21 protein-coding genes are annotated in these 20,236 nt (G+C 71.9%); 2 read left to right on the top strand and 19 right to left on the bottom strand.

The genetic code is table 11. From position 1 onward, the window contains the following. Window positions 1-55: 55 nt before the first annotated feature. The 5 genes from IE290_RS21585 to IE290_RS21605 form a co-directional block, all read right to left on the bottom strand. Complete coding sequence (locus tag IE290_RS21585) at window positions 56-697, bottom strand: UdgX family uracil-DNA binding protein (protein WP_191246493.1); 642 nt, start codon at window positions 695-697, stop codon at window positions 56-58. Then, window positions 697-1,161, bottom strand: coding sequence for an SRPBCC family protein (locus IE290_RS21590; protein WP_191246494.1), 465 nt, complete (start codon window positions 1,159-1,161; stop codon window positions 697-699). Before IE290_RS21590 ends, IE290_RS21585 begins: the two co-directional genes overlap by 1 nt. 54 nt (window positions 1,162-1,215) lie before the next feature. Next, window positions 1,216-1,893: a PAS and ANTAR domain-containing protein gene (locus tag IE290_RS21595; RefSeq protein ID WP_191246495.1), complete on the bottom strand. Its 678-nt coding sequence runs from the start codon at window positions 1,891-1,893 to the stop codon at window positions 1,216-1,218. Between the two features lie 137 nt (window positions 1,894-2,030). After that, window positions 2,031-3,221, bottom strand: coding sequence for a zinc-dependent alcohol dehydrogenase (locus IE290_RS21600; RefSeq protein WP_191246496.1), 1,191 nt, complete (start codon window positions 3,219-3,221; stop codon window positions 2,031-2,033). Window positions 3,222-3,258: 37 nt separating this feature from the next. Next, window positions 3,259-3,627 carry a cold-shock protein gene (locus IE290_RS21605; protein WP_191246497.1) on the bottom strand — a complete coding sequence of 123 codons (369 nt, stop codon included), beginning with the start codon at window positions 3,625-3,627 and terminating at the stop codon, window positions 3,259-3,261. Between the two features lie 146 nt (window positions 3,628-3,773). On the opposite strand from IE290_RS21605, the gene IE290_RS21610 reads away from it, so the two are divergent. Continuing rightward, a complete protein-coding gene (locus IE290_RS21610; protein ID WP_191246498.1) occupies window positions 3,774-4,034 on the top strand; it encodes a DUF4235 domain-containing protein in 261 nt (86 codons plus the stop codon). A gap of 165 nt (window positions 4,035-4,199) precedes the next feature. Here the strand turns inward: IE290_RS21610 and IE290_RS21615 are convergent, their stop codons facing one another. From IE290_RS21615 to mftA, 12 genes are all read right to left on the bottom strand, one after another. Beyond that, the gene (locus IE290_RS21615) at window positions 4,200-5,399 is read right to left on the bottom strand and encodes a PucR family transcriptional regulator (RefSeq protein ID WP_191246499.1); all 1,200 of its coding nucleotides are present in this window, start codon (window positions 5,397-5,399) and stop codon (window positions 4,200-4,202) included. 128 nt (window positions 5,400-5,527) lie between these two features. Further along, window positions 5,528-6,004, bottom strand: coding sequence for a (2Fe-2S)-binding protein (locus tag IE290_RS21620; RefSeq protein ID WP_191246500.1), 477 nt, complete (start codon window positions 6,002-6,004; stop codon window positions 5,528-5,530). A gap of 10 nt (window positions 6,005-6,014) precedes the next feature. Then, entirely contained in the window at window positions 6,015-8,339 is a 2,325-nt protein-coding gene (locus IE290_RS21625; protein WP_191246501.1) for a molybdopterin cofactor-binding domain-containing protein, read from the bottom strand. Between the two features lie 521 nt (window positions 8,340-8,860). Further along, window positions 8,861-9,976, bottom strand: coding sequence for an NDMA-dependent alcohol dehydrogenase (locus tag IE290_RS21630; protein WP_191246502.1), 1,116 nt, complete (start codon window positions 9,974-9,976; stop codon window positions 8,861-8,863). Between the two features lie 41 nt (window positions 9,977-10,017). Next, window positions 10,018-10,695 carry a mycofactocin biosynthesis peptidyl-dipeptidase MftE gene (gene mftE / locus IE290_RS21635; RefSeq protein ID WP_191246503.1) on the bottom strand — a complete coding sequence of 226 codons (678 nt, stop codon included), beginning with the start codon at window positions 10,693-10,695 and terminating at the stop codon, window positions 10,018-10,020. Continuing rightward, window positions 10,692-12,050: a mycofactocin biosynthesis glycosyltransferase MftF gene (gene mftF, locus IE290_RS21640; RefSeq protein ID WP_191246504.1), complete on the bottom strand. Its 1,359-nt coding sequence runs from the start codon at window positions 12,048-12,050 to the stop codon at window positions 10,692-10,694. The genes mftE and mftF overlap by 4 nt, the downstream gene beginning before the upstream one ends. Window positions 12,051-12,324: 274 nt before the next feature. After that, window positions 12,325-13,110 carry a mycofactocin-coupled SDR family oxidoreductase gene (locus IE290_RS21645; RefSeq protein WP_191246505.1) on the bottom strand — a complete coding sequence of 262 codons (786 nt, stop codon included), beginning with the start codon at window positions 13,108-13,110 and terminating at the stop codon, window positions 12,325-12,327. A gap of 38 nt (window positions 13,111-13,148) precedes the next feature. After that, window positions 13,149-15,074 carry a mycofactocin system FadH/OYE family oxidoreductase 2 gene (locus tag IE290_RS21650; RefSeq protein ID WP_191246506.1) on the bottom strand — a complete coding sequence of 642 codons (1,926 nt, stop codon included), beginning with the start codon at window positions 15,072-15,074 and terminating at the stop codon, window positions 13,149-13,151. Beyond that, a complete protein-coding gene (locus tag IE290_RS21655; RefSeq protein WP_191246507.1) occupies window positions 15,071-16,879 on the bottom strand; it encodes a mycofactocin system FadH/OYE family oxidoreductase 1 in 1,809 nt (602 codons plus the stop codon). The genes IE290_RS21650 and IE290_RS21655 overlap by 4 nt, the downstream gene beginning before the upstream one ends. Then, a complete protein-coding gene (gene mftC, locus IE290_RS21660; RefSeq protein WP_191246508.1) occupies window positions 16,876-18,075 on the bottom strand; it encodes a mycofactocin radical SAM maturase in 1,200 nt (399 codons plus the stop codon). Before mftC ends, IE290_RS21655 begins: the two co-directional genes overlap by 4 nt. A gap of 20 nt (window positions 18,076-18,095) precedes the next feature. Beyond that, window positions 18,096-18,380, bottom strand: a complete 285-nt coding sequence (gene mftB, locus IE290_RS21665) for a mycofactocin biosynthesis chaperone MftB (RefSeq protein ID WP_191246509.1) — start codon at window positions 18,378-18,380, stop codon at window positions 18,096-18,098. Beyond that, entirely contained in the window at window positions 18,365-18,469 is a 105-nt protein-coding gene (mftA, locus tag IE290_RS21670; protein ID WP_191246510.1) for a mycofactocin precursor MftA, read from the bottom strand. Before mftA ends, mftB begins: the two co-directional genes overlap by 16 nt. An 84-nt stretch (window positions 18,470-18,553) precedes the next feature. On the opposite strand from mftA, the gene mftR reads away from it, so the two are divergent. After that, window positions 18,554-19,150 (top strand): mycofactocin system transcriptional regulator MftR, encoded by a 597-nt coding sequence (gene mftR, locus IE290_RS21675; RefSeq protein ID WP_191246511.1) that lies wholly within the window; start codon window positions 18,554-18,556, stop codon window positions 19,148-19,150. Window positions 19,151-19,154: 4 nt separating this feature from the next. Here mftR and IE290_RS21680 read toward each other — a convergent pair whose 3' ends face one another. Then, on the bottom strand, window positions 19,155-19,538 hold the full coding sequence (locus IE290_RS21680; protein ID WP_191246512.1) for a hypothetical protein: 384 nt from the start codon (window positions 19,536-19,538) through the stop codon (window positions 19,155-19,157). A 4-nt stretch (window positions 19,539-19,542) separates the two neighbouring features. After that, entirely contained in the window at window positions 19,543-20,175 is a 633-nt protein-coding gene (locus IE290_RS21685; RefSeq protein WP_191246513.1) for a TetR/AcrR family transcriptional regulator, read from the bottom strand. Between the last annotated feature and the right edge of the window lie 61 nt (window positions 20,176-20,236).

The following is a 20,236-nucleotide window of genomic DNA, read 5'->3' on the forward strand; positions in this document are numbered from 1 at the left end:
AGCAAGGCCCCTCACCGCGGCGGTGAGGGGCCTTTCTTCTGTCGGGACGCCCGAATCACATCACCCCGGGCACCGCTCGCAGGTCGTTCACCAGCGCGGCGTACGCCTCATCCCGATCGGGAGCCCGCAGCACCGACGACGGGTGCACCGTCGGCAGCACCCGCTCGAACCGGCCGGCGAACTCCTCCGGCGCCGGCAGCAACTCGCCCCGATGAGCGGTCACCCGGAACGACGGCCCCATCAACGACGAAGCCGCGGTCGCCCCGAGCAACACCACCACCGAAGGCTGCACCGCCTCCAGCTCCGCCACCAACCACGGCCGGCACGCCACGATCTCCCCGCGCGAGGGCTTCTTGTGGATCCGCTGCTTCCCCCGCTCGGCGCGCACGAACTTGAAGTGCTTCACCGCGTTCGTCACGTACACCTGCGTCCGGTCGACCCCGGCCTCCTCCAGCGCCCGGTCCAGCAGGCGCCCGGCGGGGCCGACGAACGGCTCCCCCGCCACGTCCTCGCGGTCGCCCGGCTGCTCGCCCAGCATCATGACCTTCGCCGGCGCCGGGCCGTCCCCGAACACCGTCTGCGTCGCGTCGCGGTAGAGATCGCATCCCTGGCAGCGCAGCGCCGCCGAGCGGAGCCGGTCCAGCGCGCGGCTGTCCGGCACGAACTCGGCGGCGGTCCGCTGTGTCTTGGTGGCCATCAGCTGCCGGGACGGTCCACGTCGCCCCGCCAGGCGCCGGTCTCCTGACCGCCGCGCTTCTCGATGAACGCCTTGAAGCGCTCCATGTCGCCGTGCACGCGGCGGTCCAGGATGCCCAGCTTGTCGGCGGTCTGCTCGACGAAGCCCTCCGGGTCGATGTCCATCTGCGCGGTCACCCGGGTCTTGTGGTCGTCCAAGCGGTGGAACGTGATGACACCGGCGTGGCTCGGCCCGGAATCGGACCGCCACGCGACCCGCTCGTCGGGGTGCTGCTCGGTGATCGTGGCGTCGAACTCGCGCTTCGCGCCCCCGATCTTGGTCACCCAGTGCGTGTGCGTGTCGTCGAGCTGGCGGATCTCTTCGACGCCCTCCATGAACTGCGGGAAGGACTCGAACTGGGTCCACTGGTTGTAGGCCGTGCGCACGTCGACGTTCACGTCAACGGACTCGGTGATCGTGCTCATTTCGGCATGTCTCCTTTCACCCGGTCCCGCTCCGGGTACCTCGAGACGCGCCGGCTACACGTCCTCGGCCACCGACAACCGTGCCAGAATCGATTCAAGGTGGGCCCGCGCCTGGGCAGGCGGCTCGCCGGCGGCCTGCACCGCGTCGACGAGCCGGTCGGCCAGGTCGCGCAGCTTGACGTTGCTCTGCTGGGACACCCGGATGAGCAGCTCGAACGCGGCCGCCGGGTCGTGCCCGTAGGCCAGCATGATCATGCCCTTGGCCTGCTCGATCGTGGCGCGCGAGGCCATCGCGCGCTGCAGCCCGGCGGCCTCGCCGGCCAGCTCGGACAGCTGCTCGGCCTCACGCACGCGGGCCGTGGTCAGGTCGACGTAGTACCCGTGCACGCCGACCACCTCGCCGTCCTCCCGCTCGACGTCGCCGACCACGACGACCGCGCGGGTGCTCTCGTCCGCGGCGAGGATGCGCTGCTGCGCGCTGAACGGCTGCCCGGTGCGCCGGGCCTCGTCGAACACCGCCGCCAGCTGGCGCCGGTCGGTGGGGTGTCCGTGCTTGGTGACCAGCTCCAGACCGGGCAGCACCGAGCCCGGCTGGTAGCCGTACATCAGGTAGATCTCCGGCGACCACGTCCACGTCGCGGCACGGACGTCCCAGTGGTACATCCCGACCTGATCGGCGCTCTGGCCTGCGGGCAGGTCGGACAGGGGGTCCGGCTTCCGGGGCGTGGACATGCGTGTACGGCTCCTGCGGTGGAGTTGCTTCGAACACGGGTGCCACGCTGTTGGACAATCCCGGGGAGCCAGATCATAGCCGGGTGATCATCCGGGGCTACGCTCCGCTGTCCGGAAATCCGGGCGCGCGGCCCCCGTCACGCCGAAGGCTGCAGCAGGATCTTGATCGCCCCGTCCTGCTTCTGCTGGAACATGCGGTAGGCGCGCGGCGCGTCCTCCAGCGGCAGCTTGTGGGTGGCGAGGTCCTCCACGCCCAGCGGGTCGGCGTCGTCGCTGACCAGCGGCAGCACGTCGTCGATCCACCGGCGCACGTTGGCCTGGCCCATCCGCAGCTGGATCTGCTTGTCGAACAGCTCCATCATCGGCAGCGGGTCGAGCATGCCGCCGTAGACGCCGGACAACGAGATCGTGCCGCCGCGGCGCACCGTCGCGATGGCCTGGTGCAGCACCGCGAGCCGGTCCACGCCGCCCTTCTCCATCAGCGGCGCGGCGATCGCGTCCGGCAGCAGGCCGACCATCTGGTGGGTGAGCTTGCCCAGCGGCGCGCCGTGCGCCTCCATGCCCACCGCGTCGATCACGGCGTCGGCGCCGCGGCCCGAGGTCATCTCCCGCACCGCACCGGGCACGTCCTTCTCCGCCCTGGCGTCGATGGTGGTGACGCCGTAACGTCCGGCCAGCGCCAGCCGCTCGGACACCAGGTCGACGCCGATCACCTGGCCGGCGCCCCGGTGCCGCGCGATGCGGCAGCACATCTGCCCGATCGGGCCGAGCCCGAACACCACGACGCTGCCGCCGTCGGGGACCGCGGCGTACTCGACGGCCTGCCACGCAGTGGGCACCACATCGGAGAGGTAGACGAACCGCTCGTCGGAGGGCCCCTCGGGCACCTTCACCGGCCCGTACTGGGCCTGCGGCACGCGCAGGTACTCGGCCTGCCCGCCGGGCACCTGGCCGTAGAGCTTGGTGTAGCCGAACAGCGCGGCACCCTTGCCCTTGTCGGTCACCTGGGTGGTCTCGCACTGCGACTGCAGGCCCTGGGCGCACATGAAGCAGTGGCCGCAGGAGATGTTGAACGGCACCACGACGCGGTCGCCGGGTTTGAGGTTCGCGACGCCGGAGCCGACCTCCTCGACGATGCCCATCGGCTCGTGGCCGAGGATGTCGCCTTCCCCCATGAACGGCCCGAGCACCTCGTACAGGTGCAGGTCGGAGCCGCAGATGCCGGTCGAGGTGATGCGGACGATCGCGTCCGTGGGCTCCTCGATCCGGGGGTCCGGGACCTCGTCGACTCGGACGTCCCGCTTGCCGTGCCAGGTAACAGCTTTCATGGGTGTTCGTGTGCCCGCACCCGGGTCACCGAAACATTCAGCCGCCGAGCCACCCGTGGTCGCGGACCAGTTCGAGGACGACGCGGCGGACCCGGAGGACCTCCTCGGCGGTGAGCGTCGGAACGCCGGTGAGCAGCGATTCGGTCAGCTCCTCGCGGAAGTCGCGCGCCGAGTACCCGTCGTCGCTGTTCTCGTCGCCGGCCTGGCGCACCAGCCGCACGTCGGACGCCTTGAGCCCGCGCTCGCCGTCCTCGACCGTGAACTCCACGACCACCCCGGGCGTGATCAGGTGTTTGTCCACGTCGAGGTCGTTGACGTGCATGAAGACGTCCTCGCCACCCCCCTCCGGCGCCACGAACCCGTACCCGCGCATCTCGTCGAACCGGACGACCTTGCCCCTGACCACCAGCGACCCTCCAGGCGAACTATCGCGCCAAGGTACGCCCCTCGCCGCCGCCGCACAACGTGCGAGCGGGAGGGTCCGGGTGTCAGCCACCGGACCGCGGGGTACCCGGATGGGTGGAGCCGGGTCCACTGTGGAGAGGTGACGGGATGAAACTGCTGTACAAGCCGCTGAACCTGGCCGTGAGCGCGCTGGGCGGGATCCTCGCCGGGATGCTGTTCAAGCAGGCCTGGAAGGCGGTCACCGGCGAGGACAACGCGCCGGAGGCCACTTCGGGCGACTACTCCACCAAGGAGGTGCTCACCGCGGCGGTGCTGCAGGGAGCGATCTTCGGCGGGGTGAAGGCGGCGGTGGACCGCGCCGGCGCGAAGGCGTTCACCAAGGCGACCGGGAAGAAGCTGGGCGATTGAGCTTTCCCGGCGGCGGCCGCCACCTTGCACCGCCGCGGGTTCTCAGGCGGCCCCTCGCGAGGACAGCGCCGACGTGGTGAATCGGCATTCATGAGGAGGCGATCCCACAGCGAGGGGGCGTCTGAGGTTCCGCTACCCGCACCGCCAAGCAAGGCGATGTCCGTGTCAATTCCGCACGGCTCTGCGGGCGCCTTCACCGAACATGGCGAGTGCCCGCAGAGCCGTGCCCAGCTCCGCGATGTCCGACGGGTCGCTCAGCGACCGGCCCAGCACGTCCGTGATCCGCTTCAACCGGTGCCGCACCGTGTTCGGGTGGCAGTAGACCCGCTCGGCGACCTGCTTGGTGGACCCACCGCAGTCGAACCAGGCGCGCAACGTCAGCAGCAGCACGTTGCCCTCCTCGGCGGGCAGCTCCAGGATCGGCCGCAGCACCTGCCCGGCCAGCTGGGCCGACGCCTCCGGGTCGCTCGCGACGAGCCCGGCCAGCGGCGACTCGTGGAACCGCGCCACGTCCTTCGTCCCGGGCGGCAGGCTGGACAGTGCCACCCGTGCCAGGTGCAGGGCGCGCGCGGTGTCGCCGAGGCCGGTGAACACCGGGCTCATCCCGACCCGCCCGCGCGGGTTCTCCCGCAACAGCTCCATGACCTGGTCCGGATCGCGCACCGACACGACCCCGATCTGCAGCTCCGGCGTCAGCCGCCAGGCCGAGGCGTGGTGCCGTTCCCGCAGCCGGACCTCGATCAGCGGCAGCGCTTCCTGGCCAAGCCCGGGGGTTTCCGCGGCGACGACGACGAACGTGCCCTCCAGCGGCAGGTCGAGCATGCGCGCGATGTCCCACAGCGTGCCCTCGGTCGCGTTGCCGCCGGTGAACAACGCCTCCACGAGCGCGAGCCTACGGTTCTGCCGGGTGCGGCTGATCTCGGCCATCGTCGCGCGGTAGGTGCAGGTCAGCTCCTCGAAGTAGTCGTCCATCAGGTCCCAGATGGCGGTGGTCGCCGAGACCAGCGTGGCGACGTCCTGCGCGGGCGCGGTCAGCTCGACGAAGCACTGCCACACCTCGGTGAACCCGATGCGGAACGCGCGCAGCATCTCCGGCAGCGGGGCGCCCATCAGCGCGCGCTGGCGCCCGGTCGCCCGGGCCGTCGACAGGTCCGGGGCGCCGGGCTCGGCCAGGGCGCGAACGAGGAACTGCAGGTTGTCCCGGCACGAGGCGAACAGGTCGTCGTGCGAGACGAACCGTTCCTCGCGGTAGACGGCCATCTCCTCGATGATCTGCGCGTAGGTCGCCTTGGTCATCTCCGGCAACCGCGTCATGGCGCGGCCGGCCAGGCCGGCCACCGCGGGTTCGGCGCCCGTGTACCTCATGAGATGTCCGTCCTCCCCGTCGAGGGCTCGCGAGTGGACATCTAACACGAAAGTGTCCAACGTTGCGCATTGGCATGACAGAGCCCCGCAACCGCGGAGGGTTGCGGGGCTCTGGTGCCGCAAGTGCGTCACATCTGGGACGCGGCGCTCTTCACCGCCTCCCGGATGCGGGAGTAGGTGCCGCAGCGGCAGATGTTGCGGATCTCGTCGAAGTCGGCGTCGCTGATCTCGCGTCCCTCGGCGCGGGCCTGCTTCACCTTGGCGATCGCCGCCATGATCTGGCCGGGCTGGCAGTAGCCGCACTGCGCGACGTCCCGGTCGATCCACGCCTGCTGCATCGGGTGCAGTTCACCGGTGACCGGGTCGGCGAGACCTTCGATCGTGGTGATCTCGTCGTCCGGGCCGATCGCCGACACCGGGACCGAGCACGGGTTGAACGCCTTGCCGTTGATGTGGCTCGTGCACGCTTTGCACACGTTGATGCCGCAGCCGTACTTCGGACCGGTGATGCCGAGCAGGTCGCGCAACACCCAGAGCAGGCGGACCTTGTCGTCGGCGTCGACGGTGACCCGCTCGCCGTTGACCGTGAAAGTGTGTTGGGACAACGAAGGCTCCTCAGTAAGTGTAGGCCAGGCCGTCGACCGGCGATTCGGGCACCGGCGGCACCTTCGGCTTCGGCTCGAAGCTCAGCGTGCCGTGGTTGATCGGGAAGCGGGTCGGCATCTTCCCCACCGCCCGGCCGTAGGCGCAGGCGGCCGCGGCGAACGAGCTGGCGACGGCCAGTTCGCCCGCGCCACCGGGCTCACCGGTCGTAGCGGGCATGACCACGACCTCCACCTCCGGCGGCGTGTTCCACTGCCGGGTGTAGAAGTAGTTGTCCCAGCTCGCTTCCAGCGGCAGGCCGTTGTCGATGTGCAGGCTCGAGGTGAGCGCCATCGCGATGCCGTCGTTGACGCAGCCGATCGTCTGCGCCTCCAGGCCCTTCGGGTTGATCGGCAGGCCGGCGTCCACGACCGCGACGGCCTTGGTGACGCGCGGCCCGGCGACCCCGTTGCGGATCTTGCGGTTGACCGTCTCCGGCCGGCAGTCGATCTCCATCAGGACCGCGCTGACGCTCTTGTACTCGTGGTGCAGCGCGATGCCCTGCGCGGTGCCGGCGGGCATCTTCCGGCCCCAGTTGCCGACATCGGCCACCTTGTCGAGGACCTTGCGGATGCGGTCGTCCTTGAGGAAGTTCCGGCGGAAGGTCAGCGGGTCCTGGCCCATCTTCGCGGCCAGCTGGTCCACGATCAGCTCGCGCGCGCAGACCACGTTGGGCGAGTAGACGTTGCGCATGCTGGAGGTGTGGAACTTCAGCGGCACCTCGTTGAGCAGCTGCGTGGCCGCGCCGAAGTTGTACGGCATCGACGTGGACAGCATGAACACCGTCTGGGAGAACCCGATGTCGCCGACCGGGAGCTTCGCGGCGACCGCGGTGAGGATCTCGCCGAGGCCGTGGCCGAAGTCGGTGGTGACGCTGGTGTGCCGCTGCTCGTAGCTGACGACGTTGCCCAGCGCGTGGTTGACCCGCACCCGCGAGATGCACATCGGGTGCGTGCGGCCGTGGCGGGCGTCGTCGGCGCGGTGCCACATGAGCTTGACGGGCTTGCCCATCTTCTTCGAGATCTCCGCCGCCTCGATCGCGGCGTCGCCGAAGAGCTTGCGGCCGAACGAACCGCCACCGGTGACCACGTGCACCTTGACCGCCGGGATCGGCAGGCCGAGCTTGAGCGCGATCTGCTCCTGCGTGGTGATCGGCGACTTGAGGCCGGACCAGATCTCCGCGCGGTCGGCGCGCACGTCGGCGATGGCGCAGTTGGTCTCCAGCGCGCTGTTGCTGGCGAAGGCGAACACGAACTCGGCGTCGATCGACTGGGTCAGGACCGGGGGCACCGCCATCGGCAGCGCGGCGGCGCGCAGCTTCTGCTCGACCGAGGCGTCGGACTCACCGTCCACAGTGCCCGGTCCCCAGTCCACCTTCAGCGCCCGGATCGCGTCGATGCACTGCCCGAAGGTCTCGGCGCGGACCGCGACGCCGGTGGAGATGGTGGCGACGTCGGTGACGCCGGGCATCGCCTTGACCTCGGCCAGGTTGTGGACCGCCTTGACCGTGCCGTTGATCGTCGGCGGGCGGCAGACCATCGTCGGCTTGGCGTTCGGGACCTGCAGGTCCATGGTGAACTTCTTGCGCCCGGTGACCGCTTCGAGGGCGTCGATGCGGCCGGTCGGCTTGCCGATGATGCGGAACTCGGAGGTCTTCTTCAGCGTGGCGCTGGTTTCCTCGGTGCGGGCGCTCGCGGCGGCTTCGGCGAGCGAGCCGTAGGTCGCGGTGCGGCCGGAGGCGGAGCGGATCACGCCGTCGCGGGCGGTGAGCGTCGAGGCGTCGACCTTCCACTGGTCGGCGGCGGTGGCGAGCAGGCGGGCGCGGGCGATGGCCGCGGCGGTGCGGACCGGGTTGTACAGCGAGCGCACCGAGTTGGACCCACCGGTCAGCTGGTTGAACACCAGTTCCGGGCGGGCGTCGGCGAGGTTGACGCCGACCTTGCTCAGCGGGAGGTCCATCTCCTCGGCGATGAGCATGGCGATGGTGGTGGTGATGCCCTGGCCGACCTCGGCGCGCGGCACCGCGAACGACACCGTGTCGTCGCGGTTGACCTGGATCGCGATGAGGTTGGAGGTCGGCATCGCCGCGAGCGTGAGGGCGTCGCCGAGGTCGAGGATGTCGGCCGGCCCGGGGAGCGTGGGGATCGCGGCGTCGGCCGGAGCCGGGGCGGCGAGGTCCCCGCCGAGCTTGGCCGCCACCGCGAGGGTGGGCGCCGCGAGGAGGTAACCGAGGAACCGGCGCCGTTCCAGAGACGGAGTCCCGTCCCCGGGCGCGGCCGATCGCCGTTGATGCGCCATCGAGAGTGTCCTTCCGAGATCCACGTTGATCGCGGTCACGATAGGAACGGGCTCCGCGGGGGTCAACGATCCGTAGCCGCGTCGGCCCATCTCTGTGACCGGAACACAGTCGCGTGCCACACAACTGTGACGCGGACACAGCCGAACGTCGTACTAACCTGGTCCGGATGGTCTACCGAGAGCGACGGTCGATCAATCGAGCCGGTGGCAGGTTCGTGCCGTGGCGGCGAGCATGGTTCAGCCCGGCAACGCCTCACTGGTCGCCTGCCGTCCGCGACCGAGATCGCCATCCCGGTGCGGGTGCACGAGGTGAAGACGGGGCGGCCCGTCACCGGCACGCGCGTGGAGATCGGCGGCGCCTCCTGCCCGCCGGTGCTGCACTACACCCCCACATCGACCTGGCCGTGGACATCCCGCCGAGCCAGGTGCACGTGACGCCCTCGGACGCCGACGTGCGTGCGGCGTTCCAGCCGCTGGTCGACCCGTGAGGGCGGGAAGCCCCGCCCTCACGGGGGCACGACTCAGTCCGCCGAGTGCATGATCACGCCACGGATGTTCTTCCCGTCGCGCAGGTCCTGGTAGCCCTCGTTGACCTCTTCGAGCGAGTACCGCTTGGTCACCAGCTCGTCCAGCTTCACGTGACCGGCCTGGTACAGGCGCAGCAGGCGGAGGATGTCGTACTGCGGGTTGGCCGAGCCGAACAGCGTGCCCTTGACCGTCTTCTCGAACAGGGTCATCACGCCGCCGGACAGGTGCACCGTCAGCTTCTCCGGGTTGGCCAGGCCGGTGATCACGACCGTGCCGCCCTTGCCGACCACGTTGAACGCGTCCGTCACGACCTGCTCGTCCACCGTGCCGACGGTGATCAGCGCCTGGTCGGCCATCTGGCCCCAGGTCAGCTCCGCGACCTTCGCCGCGGCCTCGTCCGCCGAGGCGAACGCGTGGGTGGCGCCGAGTTCGAGAGCCTTCTCGCGCTTGAAGGCCACCGGGTCGACGGCGATCACGTTCGCCGCGCCCGCGTGCGCCGCGCCCTGGACGGCGTTGATGCCGATCCCGCCGATGCCGTACACGACGCAGGTGTCGCCCGCGCGCACGCCGCCGGCGTAGTTGGCCGAGGCCCAGCCGGTCGGCACACCGCAGCCCACCAGCACCGCCGTCTCCAGCGGCAGCCAGTCGTCCACCTTGACCACCGAGTGCTCGGAGATCGTGGCGCGCTCGGAGAACGTGCCGAGCATGCACATGGCGCCGTAGTCGGTGCCGCCGCGGTGGAAGCGGAAGCTGCCGTCCGGCATGTGCCCGTCGAGGATCGTCGCGCCCATGTCGCACAGGTTCGAGCGGCCGGTGGCGCAGTAGCGGCAGTGGCCGCAGTTCGGGATGAACGAGCAGACGACGTGGTCGCCCGGCTCGACCTTGGAGACGCCCGGGCCGACGTCTTCGATGATGCCCGCGCCCTCGTGCCCGCCCACGATCGGGAACCGCGGCACCAGGTCGTTGTCGATCAGGTGCAGGTCCGAGTGGCACAGCCCGGCGGCCGTGTACTTGATCAGGACCTCACCTTCGCGTGGACCGTCGAGCTCGAGTTCCTCGATCTCGAACGGCTTGCCCGCGGAATGCAGGACTGCGGCCTTGGTCTTCACACCGATCACCTCTTTGTGACAGGGCTCTCATGCACCGACTGCTACATGATGCCATCTCTGGCAAGCGCCGCGGCCGCTTCAAGTAGAGCGTCCGCCCATCGACTGAGGGTGGCGCGCCCCGCTTCCGCGCTCGCCCGCGCGGGGTCACCCAGCACCCCGTTCGGGCTCACCCCGCGCACACCTTCGTCACGCAACCGTCCGATGAGTTCCGGCAGCGGCCGCGTCTCGCCGGGCTCGAACCGGTTCGTGCGCACGGCTTCCGGCCGCAGCGCGAGCATCACCGACGTCTCCAGCCGCCCGGCGTGGGTGTCGTCGGCCGGGCCGTCCGGGCACCACGCACGCACATTCCGGCCCTCGTAACGCAGTTTCGCGACCGCGCGGCGCAGCGGGACCGCGTTGCCGCCGTGCGCGGACACCAGCAGAACCCCGGCGAAGGCGTCCGCGGAGCGCACCAGCTCGACCAGGAGGAGTTCCGTGGCTTCCTGACCGATCGAGAGCGTGCCAGGAAAATCGGCGTGCTCCCCGCTGGACCCGTAGGGCAGCGCGGGGGCGACGACGACCTCCGGCCGGGCCTCGCCGAGCCGGCGGCACAGCTCGACCGCGATCTCGGTGTCCACCGTGTACGGCAGGTGCGGTCCGTGCTGTTCGGTGGCGCCCAGCGGCACGGCCAGCAGGCGGCGGTCGCCGAGCTCGGGCCAGGCGAGGTCGGCGAGGTTCACAGCCGTTTCCCTGGCCACGTGGAGAGGTCCGGAACCAACGGGCCCGGTTCCTTCTCGCGCAGGCAGCCGCGCCAGACACCGGCGCCGTAGGCGAGATCGTCCGCGGCGCGGGCCAGCAGCCACCGGAGCGGGTCGATGTCCGGGCGGGTGCGGGCCCAGTCCAGGAGGTGCCGGGCGTAGGCCAGGGCCAAGACGCGACGGCCGCGCCGGGACAGCGCGAGCAACGGGATCGCGGCCGGGCCCCACGCGCCGGTGAGGGCGTCGGCCAGGAACCGGCCCGCGGCGACGTGCCCGCGCAGGGCGATGCCGAGCGCTTCCTTCGCCGGCACGTCGAGGGGTTTCAGCTTGCGGGGCAACAGGGCCGCGGTGCCGAGCGCGATCGCGACGCCGGTCTTCGGGCGTCCGGCGGCCAGCGCGAGCCAGGCCAGTGCGGTCCAGCCGGCCGTGCGGACCGGCGCGAGCGCCTGCCGCCCGTGGCGTTTCGCGAGTGGCGCGGCGGAAGTGCCGTAGCTGTACCGCTGTTTCAGCCAGGCGCGCCAGGTCGAGCGTGGTTCGTGCACCACTTCGGACTCCGGCTCGTAGCGGACGGAGCCGCCGGCGTCGACGAGGCGCCAGATCAGGTCGACATCCTCGCCGAAGCGCAGGTCCTCGTCGAAGCCGTGGATCGCCTGCAGCGCCGAGGTGCGCACGACGAGCGCGGCGGTGGGCAGGTAGGTGATGCGGCCGCGGGGGCGGACCTGCGCCGGGGTGGCGCCCATGTCCAACGAGGACTGTCGAGTCTCGTAGCGGGACAGGGCTTTGCGGCCTGGGGCGCTGCGCACCCGCGGCGCGACGGCCACCACGGCGGGGTCCTCGAACTGCGCCAGCAGCGGCCCGAGCCAGCCGGGTTCGGGGCGGGTGTCGGCGTCGAGGAAGGCGACCAGCTCCGTGGTGACCTTGCGCCAGCCGGTGTTGCGTGCGGCGGCGGGGCCACGCGCGACGGGGTGGCGGTCGACGGCGTGCGGGACGGGCACGGCGGACCCGTCGTCGACGACGAGCGTCTCGCGGACGTCGTTCAGGCGCGGGAGGAGCCCGGTGAGGCGGTCGGCGTGGTCGCGGACGGGGACGACGACGGTGACGTCCTGCGGGGTCAGCTTCGCGCCGGGGTAGGTGGGGTGGACCATGCCGGCGAGGACGAGTTTCTCGGCCAGGCGCCGGTGGTGGGGCTTGTCGCCGACCGCCGCGCCGGCGGCCCATTGGGCGAACAGGCGCGCCCCGGCGGCGGAGAGCTTGACGACCCGGAGGGGCGAGCCGCCGACGAGAACCCGCCCGCCGGCGACGGCCTTGGTGGAGGGATCCAGGCGGAGCACGGTCATGGCGTGACCTCCCGGTGGCACCCGCTCGCGCGCCAGCGCCGGTGGTACCCGCGGTCGGCCGTGGCCCCGACGGCCCACGCCGCCAGGCGCACCGCACCGCGAGCGCGCCCGTCGCGAGCAGCCGTGGCCGCGGAGCCGAGCCGAGGCGTGCCGTGCGCGCGCACCACGCCGCCACCGCACCACCACCGGCGGCCGCTGCCGGCTGTCGCCCGGATGGCGCCTGCCTCGGGGCGCACCGCACCGCGAGCAGCCGTGGCCGGGAACTCCAGCGGAGTCATGCCGTGAAACCCCCGTCCGCGTGGAGCACCGTGCCGGTGATGGCGCTCGCGTCGCGGCCGCACAGCCAGCACACCGCCGCGGCCACCTCGTCGGGCTCCAGCAGCCGCTCGGCGAGCTGGTGCTGGGCGAACTCCTCGACGTCGTCCAGTTCGTACAGCGCGGCCGTGGCCGCCAGCATCGGCGTGCGGGTCGAGCCCGGCGAGACGGCCGTCGCGGTGACGCCTGTGCCGCGCAGGTCCGTGGCGAGGCCGCGGATCAGCCCGACGACCGCGTGCTTGGCCGCGTTGTAGCCGGCCAGCCGCCACAGCCCGGTGTGCCCGGCGGCCGAGGCGAGCGCGACGAAGCGCCCACTGCGCGGCCGCGGGCGCCGCAGCAGGGCCGGCACCGCGGCGCGGGCCAGGTGGAACACACCGTCCACCCCGGCGCCGAACAGCGATTCCCATTCGGAATCGGTGGTCTCCCACAGTGGGCGCCCACCGGCCATGACCGCCGCGGCGGCCACCGCCGCGTCCAGCCCGCCGAACTCCCGCTCGGCGACGCGGACGGCCTCGTCGAGGGCCCGCTGGTCCCGCACATCGCCGACGAGGTCGATCACCTGGCCCGGCCACTTCGCGGCGACCTCGGCGAGCTGCTCCCGCCGCGCGAGGGGGTACCGAAGCCCCGGCAGGTCCTCGGCGACGTCCACGGCGACCACGCGCCAGCCGTCCCCGGCCAGCCGGTGCACCACGGCCGCCCCGATCCCCCGAGCAGCCCCAGTCACCACGGCGACGCGCGGGGTCACGTGATCATCTCCACGCGGGGAGCCTGCCACTTCCCCGCTCACAGCGACACCCCCGCCCGATGGCCCTCCAGCACCGCCGCGTGCGCGCGCCGCGGCGTGACGCAGTCCCCCACCCGCAACACCTGGAACGGCGCGTCCCGCAGGGCGTGCCACAGCGTGTCCTCCGGTTCCTGGTGCGTCGCGCACACCACCCAGTCGCAGCGGACCTCCCTCGTCTCGCCGGTCGTGTGCCTCAACATCCGCAGCGCCACGCCCCCATCCTCCGTCGCCGCGGCGGCGAGCACCATCTCGTCCGTGCGCTCCGCGATTCCCAGCCCGTGCGCGCGCCGGCCGAACAGCTCCCGGTCCAGCGTTAGCCCGAGGTCCTGCCCGACGACCATCCCCGGCGTCGACACCGTCACCCGGCACCCGCGCGCGGCCAGCAGCTCGGCCACCGACGTCGCCGGGTGGAAGCCCACCTCGTCGATCACGACCACCTCACCCCAGGGCGAAACCCCGGTCAGCACCTCCCGCGCGTGCACCACCCGCGGCGAAACCGCCCACTCCGGCAGCACCGGCCGGGCCCCCGTCGCCAGCACCACGGCGTCCGGCGCCTCCGCCAGCACCGCAGCGGCCGTCGCCTCGCAGCCGGTCGTCATGTCGACACCCGCACGCCGGCACTCGGTCAGCAGGTTGCGCACCAGGTCCCCCAGCTCGGCGCGCCCGGGCGCGGTCGCGGCCAGCGCGATCTGCCCGCCCGGCTCACCGCGCTCCAGCACCGTCACGTGGTGTCCGCGCTCCGCCGCCGTCGCCGCCGCCTTCAGCCCCGCCGGGCCGGCGCCGACCACCAGCACCCGCTTGGGACGCGGCCCCGGCGGCGGCAACGGCACCGCCTCCCGCCCGGCGCGCGGGTTCTCCACGCACCCCAGCCACCGGTTGAGCCCCATCCGCCCCACGCACTCCTGGTTGCAGGACAGGCACGTCCGCACCTCCCGCCCGGCTCGCGCCTTCGCCGCGAACGACGGGTCGGCGATCTGCCCGCGCACCACCCCGACCAGGTCGCACCGCCCCTCCGCCAGCGCGCGCTCGGCCTCCTCGGGCGACTTGATCCGCCCGATCCCGACCACCGGCACCGGCACCGCCCGCCGCAACGCCTCGGACACCGGCAACGCGTACCCCCGCGGCACCGCCATCGACGGCTCGACCATGTACAACGTCGAGGTCGCGACCCCGATCGACGTGTTCAGGTAGTCGATGCCGGGCGCGATCATCCGCGCCACCTCGACCGCCTCGTCGAGCGTGACGCCGCCCTCGACCAGGTCGTCGCCGGACAGCCGCACCCCGAGCGCGCGCTGCGGGCCGATCGCCGCACGCACCGCCGCGATGATCTCGAGCAGGATCCGGGCCCGGTTCGCCAGCGGCCCGCCGTAGTCGTCGGTGCGCAGGTTCGTCGCGGGCGCCAGGAACCCGCGCACCAGCGACGACTGCGAGCACTGGATCTCCACGCCGTCGAACCCGCCCTCGGCGCAGTGCCGCGCGACCCGCCCGAACCCGGCGACCACCTCGGCGATCTCCGCGGCGGACATCGCCTTGGGCACCTCGCGGAACAGCGGATCCGGCACCGGCGAGGGCGCCCACACCGCCCGCCGCGTGTACATCGACGACGCCTGCCCGCCGTTGTGGTTGAGCTGCGCGAAGATCGGCACCCCGTGCGCGTGCACCGCGTCGGTGATCCGGCGGTACCCCGGCACGACGTCCGGCCGGTACCCGTGGATCACCTTCTCGTAGGGCCAGTCCGAGGGGTGCACCACGTGCTCCTCGGAGATGATCAGCCCGGCGCCGCCCGCGGCCCGCTCGGCGTAGTAGGCCGCGTGCTGCTCGGTGGGCAGGTTGCCGGCGGCGTAGTTGGTCAGGTGCGCGGCGAACACGATCCGGTTGCGCACCTCCACCGGCCCCAGCCGCAACGGTTCGAACAGCAGGCTCACAGCGCCACCGCCGCGCGGCGACCGTCCAAAACAGCCTCGTGGATGGTCCGGGGCGCCACCGCATCACCGATCGCCGTCCCCGGCAACGCAGGTCGCGGAAGTCGGTGTCCACAATGGATCACCGCTGCGCACGGCAGCTCCCGGCACTCCCCGGTGAGCACGTCCTCCACCACCACGTGATCCCGCCGCACCACGCGAGGACGCGACCGCTTGACGAGCGCGACCCCGGCCCGCTGCAGGCGCGCGTTCACCGCGGCGATGTCGTGCACCTGCGTCGCGATCACCGGATCCGGGCTGACGATCGTCACCCGACGCCCGGCGGCCAGCAGCTCCGCGACCCCCGCGCCGGTCCAGTCGCCGAGCGGATCGTGCACCACCACCGGCCCGTCCGGCAGCGCCGCACCGTCCAACACGGAAACCACATCCAGCACACAACCGCCGTCGACGACGTAGTCACGCGGACCGGGCAGGCTGCCGGTCGCCACGATCACCGGCCGCCCGTCGGCCGCCAGAGTCTCCACGCCGGTCGAGATCCGCACACCGAGCCGCCGGACCTCGGTCTCCAGCCAGTCCACCAGCCGCGCCAGCCGGTCCCGCCCGGCGAGCCGCGCCGCGACGCGGACCATCCCGCCGAGCCGGTCGGCCCGCTCGGTCAACTCGACGTCGAACCCCCGCACCGCGAGCACCCGTGCGGCCTCCAGCCCGGCCGGCCCGCCACCGACCACCAGCACCTCACCGGAACCGGCACGCGGCAGCGGATCCTCGGTCTCGTGCCCGCTGCCCGGCTCGCCGATGCAGCTCACGATCGGGTTGCGTGGATCCCGCACGCGGCACTTCTGGTTGCACAGCACGCACGGCCGCGGATCCGTCCCCGCCCGCAGGTGCCGGACCAGGTCCGGGTCGGCGATCTGCGCGCGGGTCATCTCGACCAGCCCGGCGAAGTCCAGCGCCCGCTCCGCGAGTGCCGGATCGACCACGCTGCCCTGGAGCACAGTCATCGTGTGCCCCGACATCGCCCGGCACAGGTCGAGGTTGAACCCCGGTTCCGTGCGCAGATCGGGCCGGGACCCGGCGAACGCCGAACCCCGCACCGGCACCAGGTAGTCGATCCCGCCGGGCACGGGTGCGGTCTCCGGCGTGATCCCGCCCCACGGCGCGCCATCGTCGCACGCCAGGCGCAGGCCGAGGATGCGGTCCCCGATCGCCTCCCGGACCGCCGCGATCACCTCACGCAGCAACCGCGCCCGGTCACCGTAGGCGTCGGTGCGCCGGTTGGTCAGCCCGGAACAGAACTGCCGCAGCAGCGAGTACTGGCCGGCGTCGATCTCCACACCGTCCACACCGGACTGCGCAGCCAGTGCCGCCGCGGCGCGGAACCCGCCGATCAGCGCCGCGATCTCCGGGCCTTCCATCTCCATCGGCAGCTCACGGCTCACCGGATCCGGAACCCGAGACGGCGCCCACAACGCCGACTGGTGGTAGGCCGACGAGCCCTGCCCACCGGCATGACCGAGACTCGCCACCACGAGCGTCCCGTGTGGACGACAGGCGTCCACGATGGACGTCCAGCCGGGACCGCACTCCGCGGCCAGCGGCGCGCGTTCGTACGGCCAGTCGGAGGGGTGCACGCTCGCCGTCTCGGTGACGATGATCCCGGCGCCGCCCTCGGCCCGCCGCCGGTAGTAGGCGACGTGCCGGCCGGCGAGCGCCCGGCCCCGAGCCAGGTTGGTTTCGTGCGGACCGAAGAGGACCCGGCTCGGGGCGGTGCTGCCGCCGACCCGGACGGGGCCGGCGAGCCTGGTCATCGCGTGGGCTGGAACCCCGCGAGCGGGCTGGTGTCGCACGCCCGGTCCGGCCGGGCGCCGCCCTCGGGCGGGCCGAAACCGATGCTGACCGCCACCTTGCGACTCTTGCGGGTCTTCGAATGCGAGTGGTCGATGTGCGAGCGCGGCGCCGCGCTGACCCCGGCCAGCGCCAGTTCACCGTGCCCCTTCACGCATTCCGGGTCCGGGCCGTCCAGCGGCAGTCCGGTGAAGAACTTCGCCGCCATGCACCCGCCCTGGCAGGCGTCGTAGGCCGAACACGACGTGCACGCGCCCCCGGTCTGCGGGCCACGCAACCGCTCGAACAGCTCCGAGGTGTTCCACACGCCGGCGAACCCGCCCTCGTCGCGGACGTTGCCGGCGAGGAACTCCTCGTGGATCGCGAACGGGCAGGCGTAGACGTCGCCGACCGGGTCGATCAGGCACACCACCCGGCCCGCGCCGCACAGGTTCAGGCCCGGCAGCGGGTCCGAGCCGAGCGCGTTGAGGTGGAAGAACGAGTCACCGGTGAGGACCTTCTCGCCGTGGGCGATCAGCCAGTCGTAGAGCTGCAACTGCTGCTCGGCGGTCGGGTGCAGCTCGTCCCAGGTGTCCGCGCCGCGGCCGGACGGGCGCAGCCGCGTGATGCGCAGCTGGGCGCCGTAGGTGTCGGCGATGGCCTTGAACTCGTCGAGCTGACCGACGTTGTGCCGGGTCATCACGACGGAAAGCTTGAAGTCGCGGAACCCGGCGTCCTTCAGATTCCGCATCGCCCGGATCGCGGTGTCGTAGGAACCCGGACCGCGGACGTAGTCGTTGACCTCGGCGGTCGCGCCGTCCAGCGAGATCTGCACGTCCACGTAGTCGGTCGCGGCGAGCCACCGCGCCCGCTCCGGGGTGAGCTTCACGCCGTTGGTGGAGAACTTGACGCCCACCTGGTGGTCCACGGCGTATTCGACCAGTTCCCAGAAGTCGGAGCGCACGGTCGGCTCGCCGCCGCCGATGTTGACGTAGAAGACCTGCATGCGCTGCAGCTCGTCGATGACGGCCTTGCACTCCGCCGTGCTCAGCTCCCGCGGGTCGCGGCGGCCCGACGAGGACAGGCAGTGCACGCACGAGAGGTTGCAGGCGTAGGTCAGTTCCCAGGTCAGGCAGATGGGCGAGTTCAGCCCCTGCTTGAAGTGTTCGACGAGCTTCATCGCACGCCCTTCTCAGTGGTTCAGCGCGGTTCGATCGTGCCGTTGTCGGCCAGTCCCGCCAGCGCCTTCAGGTAGGCCGGGCGCTGGTCGTCCGGGACGCCGGCGGCGTCGAGGGTGGTGTGCACGTCGGGCTGGTCCCCGAGCGTGCGCACCACCTCGACCAGGATCTTCGTCTTCAGGAAGGACAGCCTCCGGGTGCCGAAGTCGTAGGCGAGCGCCCCGAACGGTTCCGGTCGCAACGCGACGCGCGGGGAGCACCGGTAGGCCTGGTCCGGATCGAACACGACGGTCAGTAGACGCCGCACATGCCGTCGATGGAGACCTCTTCGACGAGCAGGTCCTCCTCGACGAGCGTGTCTTCCACGGCGGGGGCGACGGTCTTGGCCTCGGACATGGGATGCTCCCTTCGGCGATGGGCCGCTCCGGTGCGGCCGCGCTTCTCGGACGATAATGGCACCGAGTGCCGAATGGAAGAGGGATGACCGAAAAGGCGGAGCCGGCGCCCAGGGCGGGGCGCAAGCCGATCACGTCGCGGGCGGAGGTCGAGCACGTGGCGTTCGAACTGTTCGCCACCCGCGGCTTCGACCGCACGACGATCGACGACATCGCGAAGGCCGCCGGCATCGGGCGGCGCACGTTCTTCCGCTACTTCCCGTCGAAGAACGACATCGCCTGGGGCGACTTCGACGGGCAGCTGGACAAGATGCGCAAGCGGCTCGCCTCCTACCCGCCGGATCGCCCGCTGCCCGGCGTGCTGCGCGAGGCGCTGGTGGACTTCAACCGGGTCGACCCGGACGAGGCGGTGTGGCACCGGCAGCGGATGGAGCTGATCCTGACCACCCCGGCGCTGCAGGCGCATTCGACGCTGCGCTACGCGGACTGGCGGCAGGTGATCGCGGAGTTCGTCGCGGAACGGCTCGGGGTGGCCGCCTCGGCGCTCGCCCCGCAGACCGTGGCCTACACCGCGCTGGGCATCGCGCTGGCGGCCTACGAGCAGTGGCTGCGCGACCCGCGCGCGGACCTCGCCGACCTGATGGCCGCCGGGGTGGACCAGCTGACCGCGGCGCTGACCTGAGCCGTCAGCGGGGCCGGCGGAGGAACTCCGACGCCCGGCGCCACACCTCGCGCGGGTCCGGATCGGTCGCGGTCCACGTGGTGGAGCGGATCTCGCCGCGCCCGCGGTAGGTCCGCATGATCTGCCGGTGCACGGGCAGGCCGACGAAGCCGCGCATGGCGTCCTCGTCGCGCCACACCGAGACCGAGCCGGTTCTGCGCCGCGAGGGCTCGGCCCAGAGCCAGTGCCCGACCGCGCCGTCGAGGGTCGGCCACAGGCGGGACAGCTGCCTGCCCGCGCGGTAGATCCCCGGCAGGTCGCGCAACCGGTCGGAGGTGAAGTCGGTGACGCTGACGAGCACGAGCCCGCTCGCGTCGGCGGGTCCGGGTGTCCACGAGGTGCGCAGCAAGGTTTCAGTCCTCCGGCAGGGTGGCGGGATCGGTGGCGAGGGCGCGCAGCCGCGCCAGGACGGCGCGGCGGGCGCGGGCGAAGGTGACCTCGTGCCCGACCAGCCGCGAGTGGATCACGGCCGACTCGCCGAGCGCGTCGATCTCGTAGGCGAGCTGGTCCGGGTCGGCGTCTTCGGTGAGCTCGCCCAGCGCGATCGCCTCGTCGACGAGCGAGCGGATGAAGGCGAGCCAGTCGTGCAGCGCCTGCGCCGTTTTGGCCTGGACGGCGCCGGGCCGGTCGTCGAACTCCGTTTGCGCGGCGAGGAAGAAGCACCCACCGGGCAGGACACCGTCGGCGTAGAAGGCCATCCGAGCCTCGTGCAGCGCGAACACCCGCCGGATGCCGGGTGGCGTGCGCAGCGCGGGCGCCATGACGCGGTCCGTCCACTGCCTGCGCGCCTGGTCGATCGCGTCGAGCTGCAGGTGCTCCTTGTCCCTCCAGTGCGCGAACAGCCCGGACTTGCTGGTGCCGAGATGCTCGGCGAGCCGCCCGAACGTGAGACCTTCCAGCCCGTGCACCGAGGCCAGCGCCACCGCCGCGTCGAGGACGGTTTCCCGCGTGCGCTGACCGCGCTCGCGCCGCCGATCGGTTTGCATGGGTCGACCGTACACTAGAAGACCGATCGGTCGGTCTTATTTTTTGACCATGCCTGCCCAG

It is taken from the genome of Amycolatopsis deserti (genome assembly GCF_014653945.1).
GTDB classification, from domain to species: Bacteria; Actinomycetota; Actinomycetes; order Mycobacteriales; family Pseudonocardiaceae; genus Amycolatopsis_E; species Amycolatopsis_E deserti.

What these genes read in the sequence shown, in the direction of transcription:
- IE290_RS21585 (WP_191246493.1), bottom strand. Translation starts at nt 697, where the DNA reads ATGGCCACCAAGACACAGCGGACCGCCGCCGAGTTCGTGCCGGACAGC.
- IE290_RS21590 (WP_191246494.1), bottom strand. Translation starts at nt 1,161, where the DNA reads ATGAGCACGATCACCGAGTCCGTTGACGTGAACGTCGACGTGCGCACG.
- IE290_RS21595 (WP_191246495.1), bottom strand. Translation starts at nt 1,893, where the DNA reads ATGTCCACGCCCCGGAAGCCGGACCCCCTGTCCGACCTGCCCGCAGGC.
- IE290_RS21600 (WP_191246496.1), bottom strand. Translation starts at nt 3,221, where the DNA reads ATGAAAGCTGTTACCTGGCACGGCAAGCGGGACGTCCGAGTCGACGAG.
- IE290_RS21610 (WP_191246498.1), top strand. Translation starts at nt 3,774, where the DNA reads ATGAAACTGCTGTACAAGCCGCTGAACCTGGCCGTGAGCGCGCTGGGC.
- IE290_RS21615 (WP_191246499.1), bottom strand. Translation starts at nt 5,399, where the DNA reads ATGAGGTACACGGGCGCCGAACCCGCGGTGGCCGGCCTGGCCGGCCGC.
- IE290_RS21625 (WP_191246501.1), bottom strand. Translation starts at nt 8,339, where the DNA reads ATGGCGCATCAACGGCGATCGGCCGCGCCCGGGGACGGGACTCCGTCT.
- mftF (WP_191246504.1), bottom strand. Translation starts at nt 12,050, where the DNA reads ATGACCGTGCTCCGCCTGGATCCCTCCACCAAGGCCGTCGCCGGCGGG.
- IE290_RS21655 (WP_191246507.1), bottom strand. Translation starts at nt 16,879, where the DNA reads ATGACCAGGCTCGCCGGCCCCGTCCGGGTCGGCGGCAGCACCGCCCCG.
- mftC (WP_191246508.1), bottom strand. Translation starts at nt 18,075, where the DNA reads ATGAAGCTCGTCGAACACTTCAAGCAGGGGCTGAACTCGCCCATCTGC.
- mftA (WP_191246510.1), bottom strand. Translation starts at nt 18,469, where the DNA reads ATGTCCGAGGCCAAGACCGTCGCCCCCGCCGTGGAAGACACGCTCGTC.
- mftR (WP_191246511.1), top strand. Translation starts at nt 18,554, where the DNA reads ATGACCGAAAAGGCGGAGCCGGCGCCCAGGGCGGGGCGCAAGCCGATC.
- IE290_RS21685 (WP_191246513.1), bottom strand. Translation starts at nt 20,175, where the DNA reads ATGCAAACCGATCGGCGGCGCGAGCGCGGTCAGCGCACGCGGGAAACC.